The following is a 19672-nucleotide window of genomic DNA, read 5'->3' as shown; positions in this document are numbered from 1 at the left end:
TCGCCCGCGAGGTGCACCATGAGCTACCAGATCGCACTGAATTTCGAGGACGGGGTCACCCGCTTCATCGAGGCCGCCGGCCACGAGACCGTGGCCGACGCCGCCTACCGCCAGGGCATCAACATCCCGCTGGACTGCCGCGACGGCGCCTGCGGCACCTGCAAGTGCAAGGCCGAGTCCGGGCAATACGCGTTGGGCGACAACTTCATCGAGGACGCCCTGAGCGAGGAGGAAATCGCCCAGGGGTACGTGCTGACCTGCCAGATGCGCGCCGAAAGCGACTGCGTGGTGCGCATCCCGGCTTCGTCGCAACTGTGCAAGACCGAGCAGGCCAGCTTTGAAGCGGCCATCAGCGACGTGCGCCAGCTGTCGGCCAGCACCATCGCCCTGTCGATCAAGGGCGAGGCGCTCAGCCGCCTGGCGTTCCTGCCAGGGCAGTACGTCAACCTCAAGGTGCCGGGCAGCGAGCAGAGCCGTGCCTACTCGTTCAGTTCGCTGCCCAAGGACGGCGAAGTCAGCTTCCTGATCCGCAATGTGCCGGGCGGGCTGATGAGCAGCTTCCTCACTCAACTGGCCAAGGCTGGCGACAGCATGAGTCTGGCAGGCCCGTTGGGCAGTTTCTACCTGCGGCCGATCCAGCGCCCCTTGCTGCTGCTGGCCGGCGGCACAGGCCTCGCGCCATTCACCGCAATGCTGGAGAAGATCGCCGAGCAGGGCAGCGCGCATCCGTTGCACCTTGTGTACGGGGTGACCAACGACTTCGACCTGGTCGAACTGGATCGCCTGCAAGCCCTGGCCGCGCGTATTCCCAACTTCACCTTCAGCGCCTGTGTGGCCAACCCCGATAGCCAGTACCCGCAAAAGGGCTACGTCACCCAGCACATCGAGCCACGCCACCTCAATGACGGCGATGTCGATGTGTACCTGTGCGGCCCGCCGCCGATGGTCGAGGCGGTCAGCCAGTACATCCGTGAGCAGGGCATCACCCCGGCCAATTTCTACTACGAGAAGTTCGCGGCGGCGGCCTGAAGCTTTTATGGGGCTGCCTGCATCGTGCGGGTGGGGTGGCCTCTTTTTATCCATGAATTTCGAGAGCGCCGGGGCCGCGTTGCGGCCCTTTCGCGGCACAAGGCCGCTCCTACAAGGGATCGCGCTTTTCTGTAGGAGCGGCCTTGTGCCGCGATGGAGGGCGGAGCCCTCCCGGCATTTCCGGATCAAGCAGGAGATCTACATGAACAACCGATTCCAAGGCAAAGTCGCCCTGGTCACCGGCGCCGCCCAGGGCATCGGCCGCGCCGTGTGCTGGCGGCTCAAGGCCGAGGGCGCGCAGGTGGTGGCGGTGGACCGCTCCGAACTGGTCCACGAACTGGCGGGCGAGGGCGTGCTGACCCTCACCGCCGACCTCGAACGGCATGCCGACTGCGCCCAGGTCATGGCCCGCGCCGTCGAGACCTTCGGCCGCCTCGACATCCTGGTCAACAACGTCGGCGGCACCATCTGGGCCAAGCCCTTCGAGCATTACCAGGTCGAGCAGATCGAGGCCGAGGTGCGCCGCTCGCTGTTTCCCACCCTGTGGTGCTGCCACGCCGCGCTGCCGTACATGCTCGAACGCGGCAGCGGCGCCATCGTCAACGTCTCGTCCATCGCCACCCGGGGCGTCAACCGCGTGCCTTACGGCGCGGCCAAGGGCGGCGTCAACGCGCTCACCGCGTGCCTGGCCTTCGAAACCGCCGGGCGCGGCATCCGGGTCAACGCCACCGCTCCCGGCGGCACTGAGGCGCCACCGCGGCGCATTCCGCGCAACGAGGCCGAGCAGAGCGCCCAGGAGCGGGCCTGGTACCAGCAGATCGTCGACCAGACCCTGTCCAGCAGCCTGATGAAACGCTATGGCAGCCTCGACGAGCAGGTCGGCGCGATCCTCTTCCTGGCTTCTGACGAGGCCTCGTACATCACCGGCGTGACCCTGCCGGTGGGCGGTGGCGACCTCGGCTGAAGGCCGCCCCGGCAAGGTTTCTCTGCACACAACAAGAACAACGGAGACAGATGCCATGCGAACACTCGACGTCCACGCGATCATCGACAATGCCCGCTTCACCCCCTTCCACTGGAGGGTCATGGCCTGGTGCGGCCTGCTGCTGATCTTCGACGGCTACGACCTGTTCATCTACGGCGTGGTGCTGCCGGTGATCATGCAGGAGTGGGCGCTGACCCCGCTGCAGGCCGGCGCCCTGGGCAGCTACGCGCTGTTCGGCATGATGTTCGGCGCCCTGGCGTTCGGCAGCCTGGCCGACCGCATCGGGCGCAAGAAGGGCATCGCCCTGTGCTTCGCGCTGTTCTCGGGGGCGACCATCCTCAACGGCTTCGCCAGCAGCCCCAGCGAGTTCGGCCTCTATCGTTTCTTTGCCGGCCTCGGCTGTGGCGGGCTGATGCCCAACGCCGTGGCGCTGATGAACGAGTACGCGCCCAAGCGCCTGCGCAGCACCCTGGTGGCGATCATGTTCAGCGGCTACTCGCTGGGCGGCATGCTCTCGGCGGGCATCGGCATCCTCCTGCTGCCGCGCTTCGGTTGGGAGTCGATGTTCTTCGCTGCCGCCGTACCGCTGCTGTTCCTGCCGGTGATCCTGTTCTACCTGCCGGAGTCCATCGGCTTCCTGGTGCGCCAGGGCCGCGTCGATGAAGCGCGCCAGTTGCTCAAGCGCCTCGACCCCGATTGCGGTGTCACCGAGCACGATGACCTGGTCGTGGGGGCGGGCTTGCCCCGCGATGCCGGTAAAGCCTCATCAGTGCTCGAACTGTTCCGCAACGGCCTGGCGATCCGCACCCTGGCCCTGTGGCTGGCGTTCTTCTGCTGCCTGCTGATGGTCTACGCCCTCAGCTCCTGGCTGCCCAAGCTGATGGCCAGCGCCGGCTACAGCCTCGGCTCGAGCTTGTCGTTCCTGCTGGTGCTGAACTTCGGCGGCATGGCCGGGGCGATTCTCGGCGGCTGGCTGGGCGACCGCTACAACCTGGTCAAGGTCAAGGTGGCGTTCTTCCTCGCCGCCGCGCTGTCGATCAGCCTGCTGGGGGTGAACAGCCCGATGCCGGTGCTGTACCTGCTGATCTTCATCGCCGGCGCCACCACCATCGGCACGCAGATCCTGCTGTATGCCGGTGCCGCCCAGCTGTATGGCCTGGCGGTGCGCTCCACGGGCCTGGGCTGGGCCTCCGGCATCGGCCGCAACGGCGCCATCGTCGGGCCGTTGCTGGGCGGCGCGCTGATGGGCATCAACCTGCCGCTGCAACTGAACTTCATCGCCTTCGCCATCCCCGGCGCCGTCGCCGCGCTGGCCATGGCCGTGCACCTGGCCAGCGGCCGGCGGCACGCCCTGGCCGCGGCGGCCTGAACCCCCACCCTGACTGAACTGGAGCCTGCATGACACGCCCGACCATCGACCGGCTGGAGACGCTCATCGTCGACCTGCCGACTATCCGCCCGCACAAGCTGGCCATGCACACGATGCAGCGCCAGACCCTGGTGATCCTGCGCCTGCGTTGCAGCGACGGCGTCGAGGGCATCGGCGAGGCCACCACCATCGGCGGCCTGGCCTATGGCTACGAAAGCCCCGAGGGCATCAAGGCCAATATCGACGCGCACCTGGCGCCGGCACTGATCGGCCTGCCCGCAGGCAACATCAACGCCGCCATGCTCAGGCTGGACACGCAGGCCAAGGGCAATACCTTCGCCAAGTCGGCGATCGAGACGGCCTTGCTCGACGCCCAGGGCAAGCGCCTGGGGCTGCCGGTCAGCGAGCTGCTCGGCGGGCGGGTACGCGACAGCCTGGAGGTGGCCTGGACCCTGGCCAGCGGTGACACCGCCCGGGATATCGCCGAGGCCGAGCACCTGCTGGAGATCCGCCGTCACCGGCTGTTCAAGCTGAAGATCGGCGCCAACCCGCTGGAGCAGGACCTCAGGCACGTGCTGGCGATCAAGCGCGAACTGGGTGAGCGCGCCAGTGTGCGGGTCGACGTCAACCAGTACTGGGATGAGTCCCAGGCCATCCGCGCCTGCCAGGTGCTGGGCGACAACGGCGTCGACCTGGTCGAGCAGCCGATCTCGCGCATCAACCGTGGCGGCCAGGTCCGCCTGAACCAGCGCAGCCCGGCACCGATCATGGCCGACGAGTCCATCGAAAGCGTGGAGGACGCCTTCAGCCTGGCCGCCGAGGGCGCGGCAAGCGTCTTCGCCCTGAAGATCGCCAAGAACGGCGGCCCCCGCGCCGTGCTGCGCACCGCGCAGATCGCCGAGGCCGCCGGCATCGCGCTGTATGGCGGGACCATGCTCGAAGGGGCGGTGGGCACCCTGGCCTCGGCCCATGCCTTCCTCACCCTGCGCCAGCTGACCTGGGGCACCGAGCTGTTCGGCCCGTTGCTGCTGACCGAGGACGTCGTCTGCGAGGGGCCGGTCTACCGCGATTTCCACCTGCACGTTCCGGCCACCCCCGGCTTGGGCCTGACCCTGGACGAGGCGCGGTTGTCGCGCTTCGCCCGCCGCTGAAGAAACACCCAGTCCTGTAGGAGCGGCTTCAGCCGCGAAGCAGGCGACACGGTGGATGGCACCGGCTGCGCCGGTGTTCGCGGCTGAAGCCGCTCCCACAGGGTCCCTGCCTGAATGATTCCGTCATACGTAAGGAGAGACGCCATGCTGTTCCACGTGAAGATGACCGTGAAACTGCCGGTCGACATGGACCCGGCCAAGGCCGCGCAACTGAAGGCCGATGAAAAGGAACTGGCCCAGCGCCTGCAGCGCGAGGGCACCTGGCGGCACCTGTGGCGCATCGCCGGCCACTACGCCAACTACAGCGTGTTCGACGTGCCCAGCGTCGAGGCGCTGCACGACACCCTGCTGCAACTGCCGCTGTTCCCCTACATGGACATCGAGGTCGCCGGCCTGTGCCGCCACCCCTCGTCGATCCATGCCGACGACCGCTGACCCCACACGACAAGAACAACACGAGGTACCTGATCATGACCGTGAAGATTTCCCATACCCCTGAGGTGCAGCAGTTCTTCGAAGAGGCCGCGGGCCTGCACAACGACAACGGCAGTCCGCGCCTCAAGCGTATCGTCCAGCGGGTGCTGCAGGACGCCGCGCGCCTGATCGAAGACCTGGAGATCAGCGAGGACGAGTTCTGGCACGCCGTCGATTACCTCAACCGCCTCGGCGGACGCGGCGAGGCCGGTTTGCTGGTGGCAGGGTTGGGCCTGGAGCACTTCCTCGACCTGCTGCAGGACGCCAAGGATGCCCAGGCCGGCCTGGGTGGCGGCACCCCACGCACCATCGAAGGCCCGCTGTATGTGGCGGGCGCGCCGATCACCGAGGGCGAGGCGCGCATGGACGATGGCAGCGAGGAGGGCGTGGCCACGGTGATGTTCCTCGAGGGGCAGGTGTTCGGCCCGCAGGGCCAGCCACTGGCCGGCGCCACGGTCGATCTGTGGCACGCCAACACCCGGGGCACCTACTCGTTCTTCGACCAGAGCCAGTCCGCCTACAACCTGCGTCGACGCATCGTTACCGACGCCCAGGGCCGCTACCGCGCCCGTTCGATCGTGCCGTCGGGCTACGGTTGCGACCCGCAGGGGCCGACCCAGGAGTGCCTGGACCTGCTCGGCCGCCACGGCCAGCGCCCGGCGCACATTCACTTCTTCATCTCGGCACCGGGCTACCGCCACCTGACCACCCAGATCAACCTCGCCGGCGACCGCTACCTGTGGGACGACTTCGCCTATGCCACCCGCGATGAGCTGGTGGGCGAGGTGGTGTTGCGCGACGACGGGCAGGGGCGGGTTGCCGAACTGACCTTCGACTTCCAGCTGCAGCAGGCGCAGGACAGCGAGGCCGAGCAACGCAGCGCAAGACCACGGGCCTTGCAGCAGGACTGAGGGCCTCATCGCGGGGCAAGCCCGCTCCCACAGATCAAACCGTGGCCCTTTGGTTTGCCAAGGGCCGCGTGGGAGCGGGCTTGCCCCGCGATCGAAGGCGCAGCCTTCGCCATGCCCAGGAGGAGGGCATACCAGCGTTTCACCCCCGTTCCAGCACTTCATCACATAACAACAAGATCAGAGAGCTTCGGAATGAACCACACCCCTTGCGTCGTCCTGGGCCTGACCCTGCTCAGCCCCACCCTGCTGGCCGCCGAAGGCGGCTTCCTCGAAGACGCCAAAGCCAGCCTCGGCGCGCGCAACTACTATTTCAGCCGCGACTACGGCGACATCGTCGGCGCCAACCGGCAGTCCCGGGCCGAGGAGTGGGCCCAGGGCTTCATCCTCGACTTCAAGTCCGGCTATACCCCCGGCACCGTCGGTTTTGGTGTGGACGCCCTGGGCCTGTTGGGCATCCGCCTGGACAGCAGCCCCGATCGGGTCAACAGCGGGCTGCTGCCGGTGCACGGCGATGGCCGCGCCGCGGCCGAGTACAGCCGCCTGGCGCCGACCTTCAAGGCGCGCTGGTCGAAGAGCGAACTGCGCCTGGGCGAGCTGCAACCCAACCTGCCGGTCCTCACCTTCAGCGATATCCGCCTGCTGCCGCCGACCTACCAGGGCATCAGCCTCAGCTCCGCCGAACTGGAGGGCCTGACCGTGCAGGCCGGTCACCTGGGCAGCACGCACCTGCGCAACGAGGGTGGCGACGACAGGATGAGCGCCATGCTCGGCCATGTGCCCATGCGCCAGGTACAGAGCGACGCCTTCGACTATGCGGGCGGCGACTACGGGTTCAATGCCGGGCAGAGCAGTGTCAGCCTGTGGTATGGGCAACTGCAGGACATCTACCGGCAGGGCTTTGTGGGTCTCAAGCACAGCAAGCCCGTGGGCGACTGGGTGCTCAGCGCCAACCTCGGCTACTTCAGCGCCCGCGAGGCGGGCGACGCGCGGCTGGGGCGGATCGACAACCAGGCGTTCTTCTCGCTGCTGACTGCCCGGCGTGGCGGGCACGGCTTTCATGTCGGCTACCAGGGCATCTACGGCGACAGCCCGTTTTCCCGGGTGTTCGCCAACATATCGCCGCTGGGCAACGAGGTGCCGACCTACGAGTTCGCCTACACCGACGAGCGCTCCTGGCAGCTGCGTTACGACTACAACTTCGCCGCCCTGGGCATCCCCGGGTTGACCGCGACGGTGCGCTACATCACTGGCGACAATGTCGACACCGGGCAGGGCTTCGAAGGCCGGGATCGCGAGCGCGACATCGACCTGGGCTACGCGGTGCAGAGCGGGGTGTTCAAGGGGCTGGGGATCCGGGTGCGCAACGCCATGGCACGTTCGAACTATCGCAGCGACATCGACGAGAACCGCTTGATCCTGGTGTACACCTGGCAGCTGTTCTGACTGCCACGATGGCTATTTGCATATTCACTGGCGAAGCAGGTAGCTTGCGCAGGTCTCGCTCAGGAACCGTTCCCTTTGGACTCACTCACCCAAGCCGTACTCGGCGCCGCCCTGCAGGGCACGGTGCTGGGCCGCCTCCAGGGGCGCCGTGCGCTGCTCTACGGCGCCGCCCTTGGCACCGTGCCCGATCTGGATGTGGTGATCCGCTACGCCGATCCGGTGTCGCAGATGACCTTCCACCGTGGCTTTTCCCATTCGATCTTCGTCCTGACCGGCCTGGCCTTGCTGCTGGCCTGGCTGGTCGCCTGGCGCTGGCCGGACAAGGGCTACACCCGGCCCCGGCTGTTCCTGGCCTTCTGGCTGGCGCTGGTCACCCACCCGATTCTCGACGCGTTCACCGTCTACGGTACCCAGCTGTTCTGGCCCTTGCACCTGACGCCGGAAAGCTGGGCCGCGGTGTTCATCATCGACCCGGTATACACCGTGCCGTTGTTGCTGGCGGTCGGCTATGCGGCGGTCAAGGGCCTGAAGGGCAGGGCGACCGTGTTGCTGTCCCTGGCGCTGGCGTTCAGCACTGCATACCTGGGCTTCGGCCTGGCTGGGCGGATGGCTGCCGAGCAACGTTTCGCCATGGCCCTGCAGGCGCAAGGCGTCAGCAACAGCGAGGTCCGCGCGGTGCCCATCGCCTTCAACAGCCTGATCTGGCGAGTGCTGGCGAAAACCCCGGAGGGCGACTACTACGAGGGCGTGAGCAGCTGGTTTGATCGCGAGCCGCCCGAGATGCTGCGTCAGTCGCGCAACCTGGAGACGGCCGGGATACTGGCGGGAGCCGCGTTACACGAGCGGCTGCGCTGGTTCACCGATGACTGGTTGCGCTACGACATCATCGGCGACTCGCTGGTGGTCACCGACCTGCGCATGGGCATGCCTGGTAGCTACAGTTTCCGCTTCGAGATGGCCCGGCGTGACGCTGCCGGACAATGGGCGGTCTCCCAGCCCCGGGGCTGGATCGGTGGCGGAGCCGCGTCCCTGTTCGATGGCGGCAGGTTGGCCTTGATCTGGCGTCGCATCCTCGAGCAGCAACCGCCGCTGCCTTTGGCGGCATGGGCGACGCCGGGCTCCGGGCACTTGTGAGGCAAAAAAAGCCCGCCATGACGGCGGGCAACAAGAGGCGTAGGGAGCAACGCACAACAAATTCGGGGTCAGGCGGCGAACGTCTCGCCGAGCAGGCGGTCGGCCAGGGTCTCGGCCGAGCGGCGGCTGGTCAATGGGCCGCTGATGGTTTCACCGTTGCGCAACAGGTACCAGCAGGCCAGCAGGCCTTGTTGGCGCAGGCTGCTGGGTACCGCGCTGCCGACAACGGACATGATCTGGATCGGGGCCATGGTGTATCTCCTCTCGAACATGGCCCCACCTTACGCAGATGCCCTCAGGGTTTGAAATCAATGTCCTCGATAGTGGTCATTGCTTTTATCAACTATGCCCCCTTACCAGCGTGGCGGACCGTAGTACACCGGTGGCGGGCCGTAGTAGCGACGGTACACCGGTGGCGGCGGGGCGGGGACATAGCGCCCGACCACGTAGGGCTGGTAGTAGACCGGCGGCGGTGGCGCCTGCACGTAGACCGGTGGCGGCGGGTAGTAGGCCGGCTGGCGCTCGACATAGACGGTACGGTCGTGGCCGCCCGATACCGCCGCCCCGACCACCGCGCCCACTACCGCCGCGCCGATCACTGGCCCCGGGCCATACCAGCCGCCACCATGGGCCGATGCCTGCCCGCTGATGGCCAGCGCACCGACCAGCAGGGCGATTCCGGGGATGAAACGCTTCATGGCGAACACCTCGCAAGACAACCCCACGCACGGGGCCTGATAACTATGACCGCAGCCACGGTAAAGTGCGTGCCGGCAAAGGGTAAAGGTTGTGTAAGGGGCGATCGGCGGCAGGGTCTGGTACGCTGGAAAAATCGATTCAGCCACATGACAGAGGAACCGCGATGAGCCATTCTCCGAGCCGGGACACGGTGCTGTGCATCTCCCTGGCAGGGCGCCCCGGGACGTTCGGCGTGCGCTTTCACAACCACCTCTACCGCCAGCTCGGGCTGGATTACTACTACAAGGCCATGACCACCCATGACCTGCCCGCCGCCGTGGCCGGCATCCGCGCCCTGGGCATCCGTGGCTGCGGCGTGTCGATGCCGTACAAGGAGGCGTGCCTGGCGCTGGTGGACGAGCTCGATCCGTCCGCCGCGGCCATCGCCTCGGTGAACACCCTGGTCAACACCGATGGCCATCTCAAGGCCTACAACACCGACTACCTGGCGGTGCGCCAACTGTTGACCCGGCATGAGGTCGATCCGAGCACCGCGTTCGCCCTGCGCGGCAGCGGCGGCATGGCCAAGGCGGTGGCCAGTGCGCTGCGGGACGCAGGATTCCGTGAGGGCACCATCGTCGCCCGCAACGAGCAAGCCGGGCGGCAGTTGGCGGACACCTGCGGGTACCGCTGGTTGCCGGACCTGGGCGACCGGTGTCCGCCGATGCTGGTCAATGTCACGCCGATCGGCATGGCAGGAGGGCCTGAAGCCGAGCAGTTGGCGTTCAGCGAAACCGCCATCGCGGCGGCGCAGCAGGTATTCGACGTGGTGGCCATGCCCGTGCGCACGCCCTTGATCCGCGCCGCCGAGGCGCTGGGCAAACCGGTGATCACCGGGCTCGATGTCATCGCGTTGCAGGCGCTGGAGCAGTTCGTGCTGTATACCGGGGTGCGGCCGACGGCCGAGCAGGTGGCGGCGGCAGTGGCGCATGCCCGGGAGATCTGACCTGAAACCTTGCCCAGAAACATCAGACTTAATCGCTTTCTTCTGACCCTGGTCGGGGTGGTGGAGAGCGACCCACGCATGGTCTGGGCCGCTCACTATCTCAGTGCCCTGGCCAAGGCGTTGATGGACGATGCCGAACTGGGCCCGGCTTGTAATCGCCGGGGCTGCCTTGCAGCCCTTTCGCGGCACAAGGCCGCTCCTACAGGGGCGCGCGATCCTCTGTAGGAGCGGCCTTGTGCCGCGAAAGGGTCGCAAAGCGACCCCGGCAATCTTGAAAACCGCAAAGCCTTGAAAAGCGGCGCAAAGCGCCCCCGTCTTTGGGGCAGCCTCCCCAGTATTCTCCACTTGTTTCTCCAACACACTGATTCAAAACACTTTTATTGATGGCATAACGCTTGCTTCCACCCTCCACAGAACCCTTGAGCCCCGTGGAGGTGCAGCATGGTCATCCCGCTCGAAGGCGCTGCCCCGTGCGCGCCCACCCGTGCCAGCGGAGCGCGGGCATGAACCGCAAGCTGCGCCCAGCCTACCTGGGCCTGCTGCTGGGCACGGCGCTGATCGGCCTTGGCGTCGCCTACGAAAAGCTCTGGTGCGACCCCCGCGAGCTGCTGCAGGAAGCCGCCGACCCCCAAGCCCTGCATACCCTCAACCGCGATGGCGTGACCGTGGAGTTCGAGGCCCGCCCCCTGAGCGGGGGGGAGCTGCGCGAGGGGGATTTTGCCAACATCCGCTTCAAGGTCAGCGACCAGACCAGCGGCCAGCCCTTGTCGGGCATGGCCCCCGGTGCCTGGCTCGACCCCGCGCAGTCGGCGCCGGTCGGCGACCGCGACAGCAGCTGCAAGGCGCGAGTGGCGTTGTTCCTCAAGAGCAGCATCGGCGCTCGCCCTTTGCTCGACCTGAACAGCTACTTCCTGCTGGTGCTGAACAAGGACGCGAGCCTGACCGTGATCGACCCGACCGTGTCGGTGGGCGGGGTCACCAGCACCCTGGCGCGCATCGACCTGCCGGGGCGGCCCATGGACTGGGTGGCCACCGGCGATGACAAGCAGGTGTTCGTGTCCATGCCCGAACGCAACCAGGTGGCGCTGATCGACACCGAGACCTTCACCCGCGTGGCCACCCTGGAGGCCGGCGAGCAGCCGCTGCGGGTGGCGCTGCAACCCGACCAGCGCCTGCTGTGGGTGGGCAACAACAGCCAGGACCCGGCCAAGGGCGGGGTAACGGTGATCGACGTGCCCAGCCGCACCAAGCTCAAGTCGTTCGTCACCGGCTCCGGCCACCACGAGATCGCCTTCAGCGCCGATTCGCGTTTCGCCTTCGTCAGCAACCGCGACGGCGGCACCCTGAGCGTCATCGACACCGCCCAGATGCGTCTGGTGAAGACCCTCGAAGTCGGCCCGCATCCGCTGTCGGTGGCGTACTCGCCCTTGTCGCAGGCGGTGTATGTGGTCGATGGCCAGGAGGGCTCGGTGCGGGTGATCGATGCGCGCAGCCATAGCCTGCGCCATACGGTCAAGGCCGAGCAGGGCCTGGGGCCGATGCGCTTCAGCCACGATGGCCGCTACGGCGTGGTGCTCAATACCCTGGAGAACCAGGCGCTGGTGATAGATGCCAGTACCGACCAGCTGATCCACCGCATCCCGGTGGCCGCCGAGCCTTACCAGCTGACCTTTACTAAGGCCTACGCCTACGTGCGCGGCCTGGCCTCACCGAAGGTGAGCATGATCAACCTGGCAAGCCTCGGGCAGGGGCGCACGCCGATCGTCCAGGGCTTCGAGGCCGGCTCGGCGGCGCCGCGCCAGGCCGGCGACCTGCCGCTGGCCCAGGGGGTGAGCATCTCCCGCGACGACAACTCGGTGTTCGTGGTCAACCCGGTGGACAACACCACCTACTTCTACGCCGAGGGCATGAACGCACCGATGTCGGGCTACAACAACCGCGGCCACCAGGCCCGCGCCGCGCTGGTCGTCGATCGCAGCCTGCGCGAGGTGGCGCCGGGGGTGTATGGCTCGACGGTCAAGCTGCCGGCGGCCGGCACCTTCGACGTGGCGTTCCTGCTCAACCAGCCGCAGATCATCCACTGCTTCAGCACCGAGGTCGCGGCGCTGCCGCAGTCGAGCCTGCGCAAGCGGGCCCATGCCGAGTTCATCGGCACCGCGCGGCCGTTGCAGCAGCACGCGCCCTACATGGCCCAGGTACGCATCCTCGGCGAGGACGGCAAGCCGCGCCAGGGGCTCGATGACCTGAGCCTGCGCTACTTCCTGGCGCCTTCGTCGCTGCCGCGTGACGTGGCGCTGGTCGAGGTGGGCGACGGGCTCTACCAGGCACCGCTGGAGCTGGCCGAGGCCGGCGCCTGGTACCTGCACGTGCAGTCGCCCAGCCTCGGGCGCGCCTTCACCGAAGACAACTACACCAGCCTGCGCGTCCTGCCGGCCGCAGCAAAGCCCAGTACTTCCCAAGGGGAAGCCAGGAGTGTGCGATGACGCGTCTGCATGGCGGAAAACTGCTGGGCCTGAGCCTGCTGCTGGCCAGCAACCTGGCCCTGGCCCACGCCGGCCACGATCACGGCGGCCAGCCCGAGCAACCCCCGGCCGCACGCCAGGAGAAAGCCAGCGTGCGCTTCGCCGACGTGGCGCTGCTGGACCAGGACGGCATGCCAGTGCGTCTGGAGCAAGACCTGGTGGGCGATCACCTGGTGGTCATGGGCTTCATCTACACCAGCTGTACCACGGTGTGCCCGGTGGTCTCGTCGATCATGAGCAAGGTCCAGCAGCAGTTGGGTGGGCGGGTGGGCGAGGAGATCCGCCTGGTATCGATCAGCGTCGACCCGCAGCGCGACGACTCGAAACGCCTGGCCGGCTATGCCCGGGCGTTCCAGCACGGGCCGGGGTGGAGCTGGCTGACCGGTTCGCCCTATGCCATCAGCGAGACGCTCAAGGGGCTGGGCAGCTTCAGCGCCAACCTCAGCGAGCACCCGCCGCTGATCCTGGTCGGGGACGGTCGCAGCGGGCACTGGACGCGCTACTACGGCTTCACCGACCCCAACGTGTTGATCGGCGAGATCAACCGCCTGAGCGCGCGCCGGGTGCACGCCAAGAGCACGGCCATCGCCGGCCAGGAGGTGCGGCCATGAGCGCGCAGACCTCCCGCCATGCCGGCATGCGCAGCCTCGACTGGCTGGTGCTCGGCGGCTGCCTGTGGATCCTCGCTTCGGTCGCGTTCGCCCACGAGGGCCACGCGCCGGCACCGCAACCTGCGCCGCAGCCCATGGTTAGCGGCGGCGGTACCCGCGATGCGCAGACCTGGTTCACCGACACCGTGCTCAAGGACCAGGACGGCCGCGAACTGCGCTTCTACAGCGATGTGCTCAAGGACAAGGTGGTGATGCTCAACGTGATCTTCACCCACTGCAACGATGCCTGCCCGCTGATCACCCGCAAGTTGCGCGAGGTGCGCGAAGCCATGGGCGCCGAGCTTGCGGCGCAGGTGACCTTCGTCTCGGTGAGCAGCGATCCGCTGAACGACACGCCCGAGGTGCTCAAGGCGTTTGCCCGCAAGCAAGGGGTGGACGGGCCGAACTGGCTGTTCCTCACCGGCGACAAGGCCAGCGTCGACCTGGTGCTCGGGCGCCTGGGGCAGTTCCTGCCCAGCCCCGAGCAGCATTCGACGCAGTTGATCGCCGGTGATGTGGCAGGCAAGCGCTGGAGCAAGATCCGCCCGGACGCGCCACCGGCGGCAATCGCCCAGCGCATGCAGCTGCTGGCGCAACCGCTGGCGGGGCGGTGACTACCATGTACTTACCGACCCCTGTAGGAGCGGCCTTGTGCCGCGATCGGGCGCGAAGCGGCCGTAAATCAGGCGACGCCGATATGCCTGATATACCCCATCGCCTGTCATGGCGGCCGCTGCGCGCCCGATCGCGGCACAAGGCCGCTCCTACAGGGGCACTGTGGCTGGTGCTGCTATGCACCCCAGCCCTGGCCCTGGACCTCACCGACCACGAACAAGCGGGCAAACGCCTCTACCGCGAAGGCCTCTCCAGCAGCGACGCCCAGTTGCTGGCCCGGGTCGGCCCCGCTGACATGAGCGTGCCGGCCAGCGTGCTGCCCTGCGCCAGTTGCCACGGCAACGACGGGCGCGGCCGCAGTGAGGGCGGGGTGCGACCGCCGAGCCTGGACTGGCAGCGCCTGGCCCTCGGCCCAGGTGATCGCGAGGTCAACAACCGACGCTACCCGGCCTATACCGAAGCCAGCCTGGCGCGGGTTGTGCGCAGCGGCGTCGATCCCGCCGGCAACCACCTGGACCCGGCCATGCCACGCTTCGAGCTGAGCCTGGCCGACCAGCGCAACCTGGCGGCCTACCTCAAGCGCCTGGGCGAAGACCGCGACCCGGGCGTGGAGGAGGGCAGCCTGCGCCTCGGTACCTTGCTGCCCGAACAGGGCCCGCTGGCCGAGGCCGGGCGGACGGTGCGGGCGGTGCTGGAGGATGGTGTCGCTCAGCTGAACCAGGCGGGGGGCATCCATGGCCGTCGACTGCAGCTGATCGCGCTGGACCCAGGGCCGGATCCAGCCAGTACCGCACAGGCGCTGGACCAGCTGATCCAGCGCGAGCGGGTTTTCGCCCTGATCGCGCCCGTGGCACCGCTGCTCGACAGTCGTCAGTTGGCACAAGCGGGCCTGCCGCTGATCGGCGCCACGCCGCGCAGTGGCGGCAGCGCGCAGGTGTTCGACCCTTTGCCGGGCGTGCCCGAGCAATTGCTCAGCGTGGCCTTGCATGCCCGCGACAGCCTTGGCCTGGCAGCCGATGCCGTGCAGGTGATCTACGCCGGTGACGACCAGGCCGAGGCGGCGCAGGTTGTACAGCAGCGCTTGCGCCAGTTGGGCTTTCCTGGCGTATCCGCGCAAGCGTTCACCGGCCAGGCGCTGGCGGGCGAGGGCATCGTCTTCCTGGGGCGCGCCCAGGCGTTTGCCGAGCTGGCCGCCAGCCTGCAGGCCGGCGGACGCAACCCATACCTGATGGCCGCGTCGAGCCAGGTGGCCGGTGCCGTGCCGGGGCTGGCACCGGCCTGGTCGCGACGCGTGCTGCTGGCCTATCCGTTCGTGCCTGGCGACTGGACCGCGAGGGGCCGGGCTACCCTGGCCGGCGTGCAGCAGCGCCAGGGGCTGGAACCGCGCCAGGCGTCGCTGCAGGTGAGCACGCTGTGCGCCTGGCAGTTGCTGGTCGAAGCCCTGAAACAGGTGGGGCGCGACGCCAGCCGTGAACAACTGCTCGGCGCCCTGGAACAGTTGCATGACGTCGAGACCGGGCTGACGCCGTTGCTGGGCTTCGGCCCTGGGCGCCGCCAGGGCATGGCCGGCGCCCACGTGGTGGTGGTGAGCCTGCCGGGGCCGGGCTATGTCGAGGTGGCGCCGTATCGTCCGGTACCGGACTCACCATGATCCCTTCAGGAGTGGATGACCATGCGTGTACTGATTGCCTGCCTGCTGTCACTGCTTGCCCTGGCAAGCCACGCCGACACGCCGGCGGCGCGGGTCAATGGCGTGGACATCGGCGTGCTGCGCCTGGAGCGCTATTTCAGCGAATACCTGCAGGCCCAGGGGCGGGCGGTGGCGAGCATCCGCAACCCCAACCTTTACCAGCGCCTGCGCGAGCAGGCCCTGGATGAACTGATCGACAAGGAGCTGCTATGGCAGGAGGCCAAGCGCCAGGGCGTCGAGATCAGCGAGGCGCAGCTGACGGCTCGAATCGGCGAGGTGGAGGCGGCCTTCGGCAGCCCCGCGGTGTTCGAGCGCCGCCTGGAGGAGGCGGGCTTCGATCGGCGCAGCTTCGCTGACTACACTCGTCAGGAGATGGCCGCCCAGCAGGTCTACGCCCGGCTGACGGCGGTGGTCGAGCCCAGCGAAGCCGAGGTCGCGGCCTTCCATCAGGCCAATCGGCAAAGACTGCAAGGGATGCAGAACCAAAGTGATAATACTTCTGTCTTACCTGAACACGGCCTGCGCCTGGCCAGGGCAGCGCTCGTCGCGCAATTGCAGGCCCAGGCGCGTCAAGCGGTGCGCCAACGTTTGCGTGATTCCGCTACAGTGGAGCGCGCCGATTGAAGCCGCGCCAGGGCGTTCCCCCACTGTTGGGGAATGCCCCAAAGGCAAAGTGCCATCAGCTTCCCCGGTTGTGGGGGGACGGCCTGCCGGCACGGCTTGAAGTGGATTGAAAGCAACAACGATATCAATGACTTGAAAGCGGTGCGCAATGACTTTTCATGCCTGGCACGAAGCCTGCTCAAGCCTCTACAAGGCCGCACTTCGCAGACCGGGAAACCGGGCAGTTCATGGGAGTGGACCTTGGTGAACAGAGTATTGGTAGTCGATGACGAACAGACCCTTGCGCAGAACCTGCAAGCGTATCTGCAGGCGCAAGGCCTGGAGGTCCATCTCGCCCATGACGGTGCCAGCGGCATCGATCAGGCCGAGAACCTGGCACCGGACGTGATCGTGCTGGATTACCGCTTGCCCGACATGGAGGGGTTTCAGGTCCTGGAGACCGTGCGCAGGAACAGGTCGTGTCATTTCGTGCTGATCACCGCCCACCCGACCGCCGAGGTCCGTGAGCGCGCCGCCGAGCTGGGTGTGACCCATGTCCTGTTCAAGCCGTTCCCGCTGATGGAACTGGCCCGCGCCGTCTTCGACCTGATGGGCATCGAGCGCCAGCGCAGGAGCACCGACCAGCCGGCCACGGGGTTCGTCGAACGACGCCAGAACAGGAACGAGTCGTTCCCCTTGCAGTTGTACGATGGCAGCTGGGTCCTGGCCGACCGCCGACGCAACGGCGCCAGGCCAGGCGAACCTGACGACGAACAACTGCTCACCGGGGAATAGCGGCGCCCAAGGTCCCCCGGCCTGCGGCGCCGCCCCTGAGCGGAGTCGCAGGCCATGTCCCAGGCAATCGATACAACCTCGGAAGATCCGCTGTCGGTACCGGCCTCTTCGCGGATAAACCCGCTCCCACTGGGCCCCCATGCTTCCCGCCATTGCGCCGAACCTGTGGGAGCGGGTTTACCCGCGAACGGGGCACAGGTGCTTCCAGGCTATTCCCGCGACCTCCTGGCCCAGGCCCGCCAACAAGCCGGCGAAGAGCGCCTGCTGGCCTGCCTGGAGCGCCTCTGCAGCGACACGCCCGCCACCTTCACCCAGCGCCTGGCCGCCACCCTGCATTACCCGGCACTCGCCACCCAGACCCTGTTCGCCTGCGCCCCGGCCTTCGACCAGGTCAGCCTGGCGCAATGCCTGAAGCGCGAATTCGCCCTGGTCGAGCACAACGGCGAGCGGGTCGGCGTGTTCGCCGACCCCTTCGACAGTGCCCGCCTGGCCTGGATCGACGACTGCCTGCAGGGCGCGCCGCTGTACCTGGTCCACGCCGCCGACCTGGCCGCGTTCCTGGCCCGCCACGAAGAGAGCTTCCACGCCGTCGACGCCCTCGGCCACGACGCCGAGGCCGGTGGCGAGGCCGACCCGCTGCAGCGCCTGTCGCTGACCAGCATCAGCGAAGACCAGAGCCGGGTGGTCAAGCTGGTCAACTCGACCCTGTACGACGCCCTCAAGCTGCACGCCAGCGACATCCACTTGGGCATGACCGGCCAGGGCCTGACCATCAAGTACCGCATCGACGGCGTGCTCAACGGTGCCGGCAAGGCCAGCGGCAGCGCCTTCGCCGAGCAGGTGATCTCGCGCATCAAGGTCATGGCCGAGCTGGACATCGGCGAGAAGCGCGTGCCCCAGGACGGGCGCTTCAAGGTGGCCATCGGCGAGCGGCAGATCGACTTTCGCGTCTCGATCATGCCGAGCATCTTCGGCGAGGACGCGGTGCTGCGGGTGCTGGACAAGCAGGACCTGTCCGACCAGGTCAGCGGCGTACAGCTGCAGGCGCTGGGTTTCGAGGAGCACACCCTGCGCGCCCTGCGCCGCCTGGCCAGCGAACCCTACGGCATGATCCTGGTCACCGGGCCCACCGGCAGCGGCAAGACCACCACGCTGTACGCCATGCTCAGCGAGATCAACCACGGCGTCGACAAGATCATCACCATCGAAGACCCGGTCGAGTACCAGCTGCCCGGCGTGCTGCAGATCCCGGTCAACGAGAAGAAGGGCCTGACCTTCGCCCGCGGCCTGCGTTCGATCCTGCGCCACGACCCGGACAAGATCCTGGTCGGCGAGATCCGCGACCCGGACACCGCGCAGATCGCCGTGCAGTCGGCGCTTACCGGGCACCTGGTGTTCACCACCATCCACGCCAACAACGTGTTCGACGTGATCGGCCGCTTCAGCCAGATGCAGGTCGACCCCTACAGCTTCGTCTCGGCGCTCAACGCCGTGCTGGCCCAGCGCCTGGTACGCCTGGCCTGCCCGCATTGCGCGGTGCCCTGCGAGCCCGACGACGAACTGCTGGCCGCCTCGGGCCTGGCCCGTGACGCGGTGGCCGGCTGGCGCTTCGTGCGCGCCCAGGGTTGCGGCCAGTGCCGTGGCAGTGGCTACCGCGGGCGCAACGCCATTGCCGAGCTGCTGCACCTGGACGACGACCTGCGGCAGATGATCGTCGAACGCCGCCCGCTCGCGCAGATCAAGCAGCTGGCCTGCCAACGCGGTCTGCGCCTGCTGCGTGCCTCGGCCCTGGACCTGGTCCGCAACGGCCGCACCACACTCGAGGAGATCAACCGTGTCACATTTATCGCCTGATCGGTATTGCGCCGTACTCGGCGCCGAGGGTGTCGGCCTGGGCCGCTGGCACGGTCATCAACACCAGTGGCTGGGCAGTCGCGCCTTCAACTGCGACGCCGCCCAGCCGGCCTGGGCCGCGGCCCTGGAGGCCCTGGCCGGCCTGCTCGACGAGCACCCGGCACGCGGCGCGCAACTGCGGGTGCTGCTCTCGGCCCGCTACAGCCGCTTCTGCCTGGTGCCCTGGAGCGACGCCATAGGCACCCCGGGCGAGCTGGACAGCTACGCCCGGGCCTGCTTCGAACATCTCTACGGCCAGGCCCTGGACGATTGGCGCATCGTCCTGTCGCCGGAGCCGGCAGGCGCCGCGCGCATCGCCACCGCGCTGCCCGAGGCGCTGCTCCAGGGCCTGCAGGCCCTGGGCCGGGAAAGCCGGCTGAGCCTGCGCTCGGTGCAGCCGTACCTGATGGCCGCCTACAACCGCTGCTCGGCACAGCTGGCCCAGGGCGACTTCCTGTTCGTGCTCGCCGAGCCGCGCCGCAGCGTGCTGCTGCTGGCCGCCGGCGGCGCCTGGCAACAGGTGCTGGCCCAGGGCTGCGCCGACAGCGACCAGGCCCTGCAGGCGCTGATCGAGCGCACCTGCGAGCTGTACGGCGAGCAGCTGCCGCGGGTGTACCTGCACGCGCCGGGACGCACGGCGGCCTCGCAGCTGGCGGCGGTGCAGCTGTGCGCGCCTTGCGCCGAGGCCGACCCGCTGTGCGCCATGTGGCGGGCGGTGGCCTGA

General features: G+C 67.8%; 19 protein-coding genes and 1 pseudogene. 18 read left to right on the top strand and 2 right to left on the bottom strand.

Going from position 1 to position 19672, the window contains the following annotated elements; translation table 11 throughout:
* The first annotated feature begins 18 nt into the window (after positions 1-18).
* The 8 genes from benC to LU671_RS07030 all read left to right on the top strand — a co-directional run bounded on the left by benC (position 19) and on the right by LU671_RS07030 (position 8496).
* Positions 19-1029 carry a benzoate 1,2-dioxygenase electron transfer component BenC gene (gene benC, locus LU671_RS07065; protein WP_232855141.1) on the top strand — a complete coding sequence of 337 codons (1011 nt, stop codon included), beginning with the start codon at positions 19-21 and terminating at the stop codon, positions 1027-1029.
* Between the two features lie 202 nt (positions 1030-1231).
* Positions 1232-1993: a 1,6-dihydroxycyclohexa-2,4-diene-1-carboxylate dehydrogenase gene (locus tag LU671_RS07060; protein WP_050705109.1), complete on the top strand. Its 762-nt coding sequence runs from the start codon at positions 1232-1234 to the stop codon at positions 1991-1993.
* A 55-nt stretch (positions 1994-2048) separates the two neighbouring features.
* On the top strand, positions 2049-3383 hold the full coding sequence (locus tag LU671_RS07055; protein ID WP_232855140.1) for an MFS transporter: 1335 nt from the start codon (positions 2049-2051) through the stop codon (positions 3381-3383).
* 29 nt (positions 3384-3412) lie between these two features.
* Positions 3413-4534, top strand: a complete 1122-nt coding sequence (locus LU671_RS07050) for a muconate cycloisomerase family protein (RefSeq protein ID WP_232855139.1) — start codon at positions 3413-3415, stop codon at positions 4532-4534.
* A 144-nt stretch (positions 4535-4678) separates the two neighbouring features.
* Positions 4679-4969 (top strand): muconolactone Delta-isomerase, encoded by a 291-nt coding sequence (gene catC / locus LU671_RS07045; RefSeq protein ID WP_203646744.1) that lies wholly within the window; start codon positions 4679-4681, stop codon positions 4967-4969.
* Between the two features lie 35 nt (positions 4970-5004).
* Positions 5005-5919 (top strand): catechol 1,2-dioxygenase, encoded by a 915-nt coding sequence (catA, locus tag LU671_RS07040; protein ID WP_232855133.1) that lies wholly within the window; start codon positions 5005-5007, stop codon positions 5917-5919.
* A gap of 192 nt (positions 5920-6111) precedes the next feature.
* Positions 6112-7362, top strand: a complete 1251-nt coding sequence (locus tag LU671_RS07035) for an OprD family porin (RefSeq protein WP_232855132.1) — start codon at positions 6112-6114, stop codon at positions 7360-7362.
* 75 nt (positions 7363-7437) lie between these two features.
* On the top strand, positions 7438-8496 hold the full coding sequence (locus tag LU671_RS07030) for a metal-dependent hydrolase (RefSeq protein ID WP_232855131.1): 1059 nt from the start codon (positions 7438-7440) through the stop codon (positions 8494-8496).
* 68 nt (positions 8497-8564) lie between these two features.
* Here the strand turns inward: LU671_RS07030 and LU671_RS07025 are convergent, their stop codons facing one another.
* The gene (locus tag LU671_RS07025) at positions 8565-8747 is read right to left on the bottom strand and encodes a hypothetical protein (protein ID WP_203646739.1); all 183 of its coding nucleotides are present in this window, start codon (positions 8745-8747) and stop codon (positions 8565-8567) included.
* 102 nt (positions 8748-8849) lie between these two features.
* Positions 8850-9194 (bottom strand): hypothetical protein, encoded by a 345-nt coding sequence (locus LU671_RS07020; RefSeq protein ID WP_232855130.1) that lies wholly within the window; start codon positions 9192-9194, stop codon positions 8850-8852.
* A 164-nt stretch (positions 9195-9358) separates the two neighbouring features.
* Here LU671_RS07020 and LU671_RS07015 point away from each other — a divergent pair, with 164 nt between their 5' ends.
* The 10 genes and pseudogenes from LU671_RS07015 to LU671_RS06970 all read left to right on the top strand — a co-directional run bounded on the left by LU671_RS07015 (position 9359) and on the right by LU671_RS06970 (position 19672).
* Complete coding sequence (locus tag LU671_RS07015) at positions 9359-10180, top strand: shikimate 5-dehydrogenase (protein ID WP_232855128.1); 822 nt, start codon at positions 9359-9361, stop codon at positions 10178-10180.
* Between the two features lie 69 nt (positions 10181-10249).
* A pseudogene (locus LU671_RS07010) lies at positions 10250-10324 on the top strand (DUF3077 domain-containing protein); the annotation flags it as partial.
* A gap of 359 nt (positions 10325-10683) precedes the next feature.
* Positions 10684-12663, top strand: a complete 1980-nt coding sequence (locus tag LU671_RS07005) for a cytochrome D1 domain-containing protein (RefSeq protein ID WP_232855127.1) — start codon at positions 10684-10686, stop codon at positions 12661-12663.
* The gene (locus LU671_RS07000; protein ID WP_203646734.1) at positions 12660-13313 is read left to right on the top strand and encodes an SCO family protein; all 654 of its coding nucleotides are present in this window, start codon (positions 12660-12662) and stop codon (positions 13311-13313) included. Before LU671_RS07005 ends, LU671_RS07000 begins: the two co-directional genes overlap by 4 nt.
* Positions 13310-13966 carry an SCO family protein gene (locus LU671_RS06995; RefSeq protein ID WP_203646732.1) on the top strand — a complete coding sequence of 219 codons (657 nt, stop codon included), beginning with the start codon at positions 13310-13312 and terminating at the stop codon, positions 13964-13966. Before LU671_RS07000 ends, LU671_RS06995 begins: the two co-directional genes overlap by 4 nt.
* Before the next feature lie 83 nt (positions 13967-14049).
* A complete protein-coding gene (locus LU671_RS06990; protein WP_232855126.1) occupies positions 14050-15618 on the top strand; it encodes a cytochrome c/ABC transporter substrate-binding protein in 1569 nt (522 codons plus the stop codon).
* A gap of 21 nt (positions 15619-15639) precedes the next feature.
* Positions 15640-16281 (top strand): SurA N-terminal domain-containing protein, encoded by a 642-nt coding sequence (locus tag LU671_RS06985; protein WP_232855125.1) that lies wholly within the window; start codon positions 15640-15642, stop codon positions 16279-16281.
* A gap of 240 nt (positions 16282-16521) precedes the next feature.
* Positions 16522-17055, top strand: a complete 534-nt coding sequence (locus LU671_RS06980) for a response regulator (RefSeq protein ID WP_232855124.1) — start codon at positions 16522-16524, stop codon at positions 17053-17055.
* A 54-nt stretch (positions 17056-17109) separates the two neighbouring features.
* The gene (locus tag LU671_RS06975; RefSeq protein WP_232855123.1) at positions 17110-18909 is read left to right on the top strand and encodes a GspE/PulE family protein; all 1800 of its coding nucleotides are present in this window, start codon (positions 17110-17112) and stop codon (positions 18907-18909) included.
* Complete coding sequence (locus LU671_RS06970; protein ID WP_203646728.1) at positions 18890-19672, top strand: hypothetical protein; 783 nt, start codon at positions 18890-18892, stop codon at positions 19670-19672. The genes LU671_RS06975 and LU671_RS06970 overlap by 20 nt, the downstream gene beginning before the upstream one ends.

Origin of the sequence: Pseudomonas sp. NMI760_13, from assembly GCF_021283245.1 — a bacterium.
Classification (GTDB): domain Bacteria; phylum Pseudomonadota; class Gammaproteobacteria; order Pseudomonadales; family Pseudomonadaceae; genus Aquipseudomonas; species Aquipseudomonas peradeniyensis.
The sequence above is the reverse complement of the archived record's forward strand: the minus strand, read 5'-3'. Positions and strand labels throughout refer to the sequence as shown.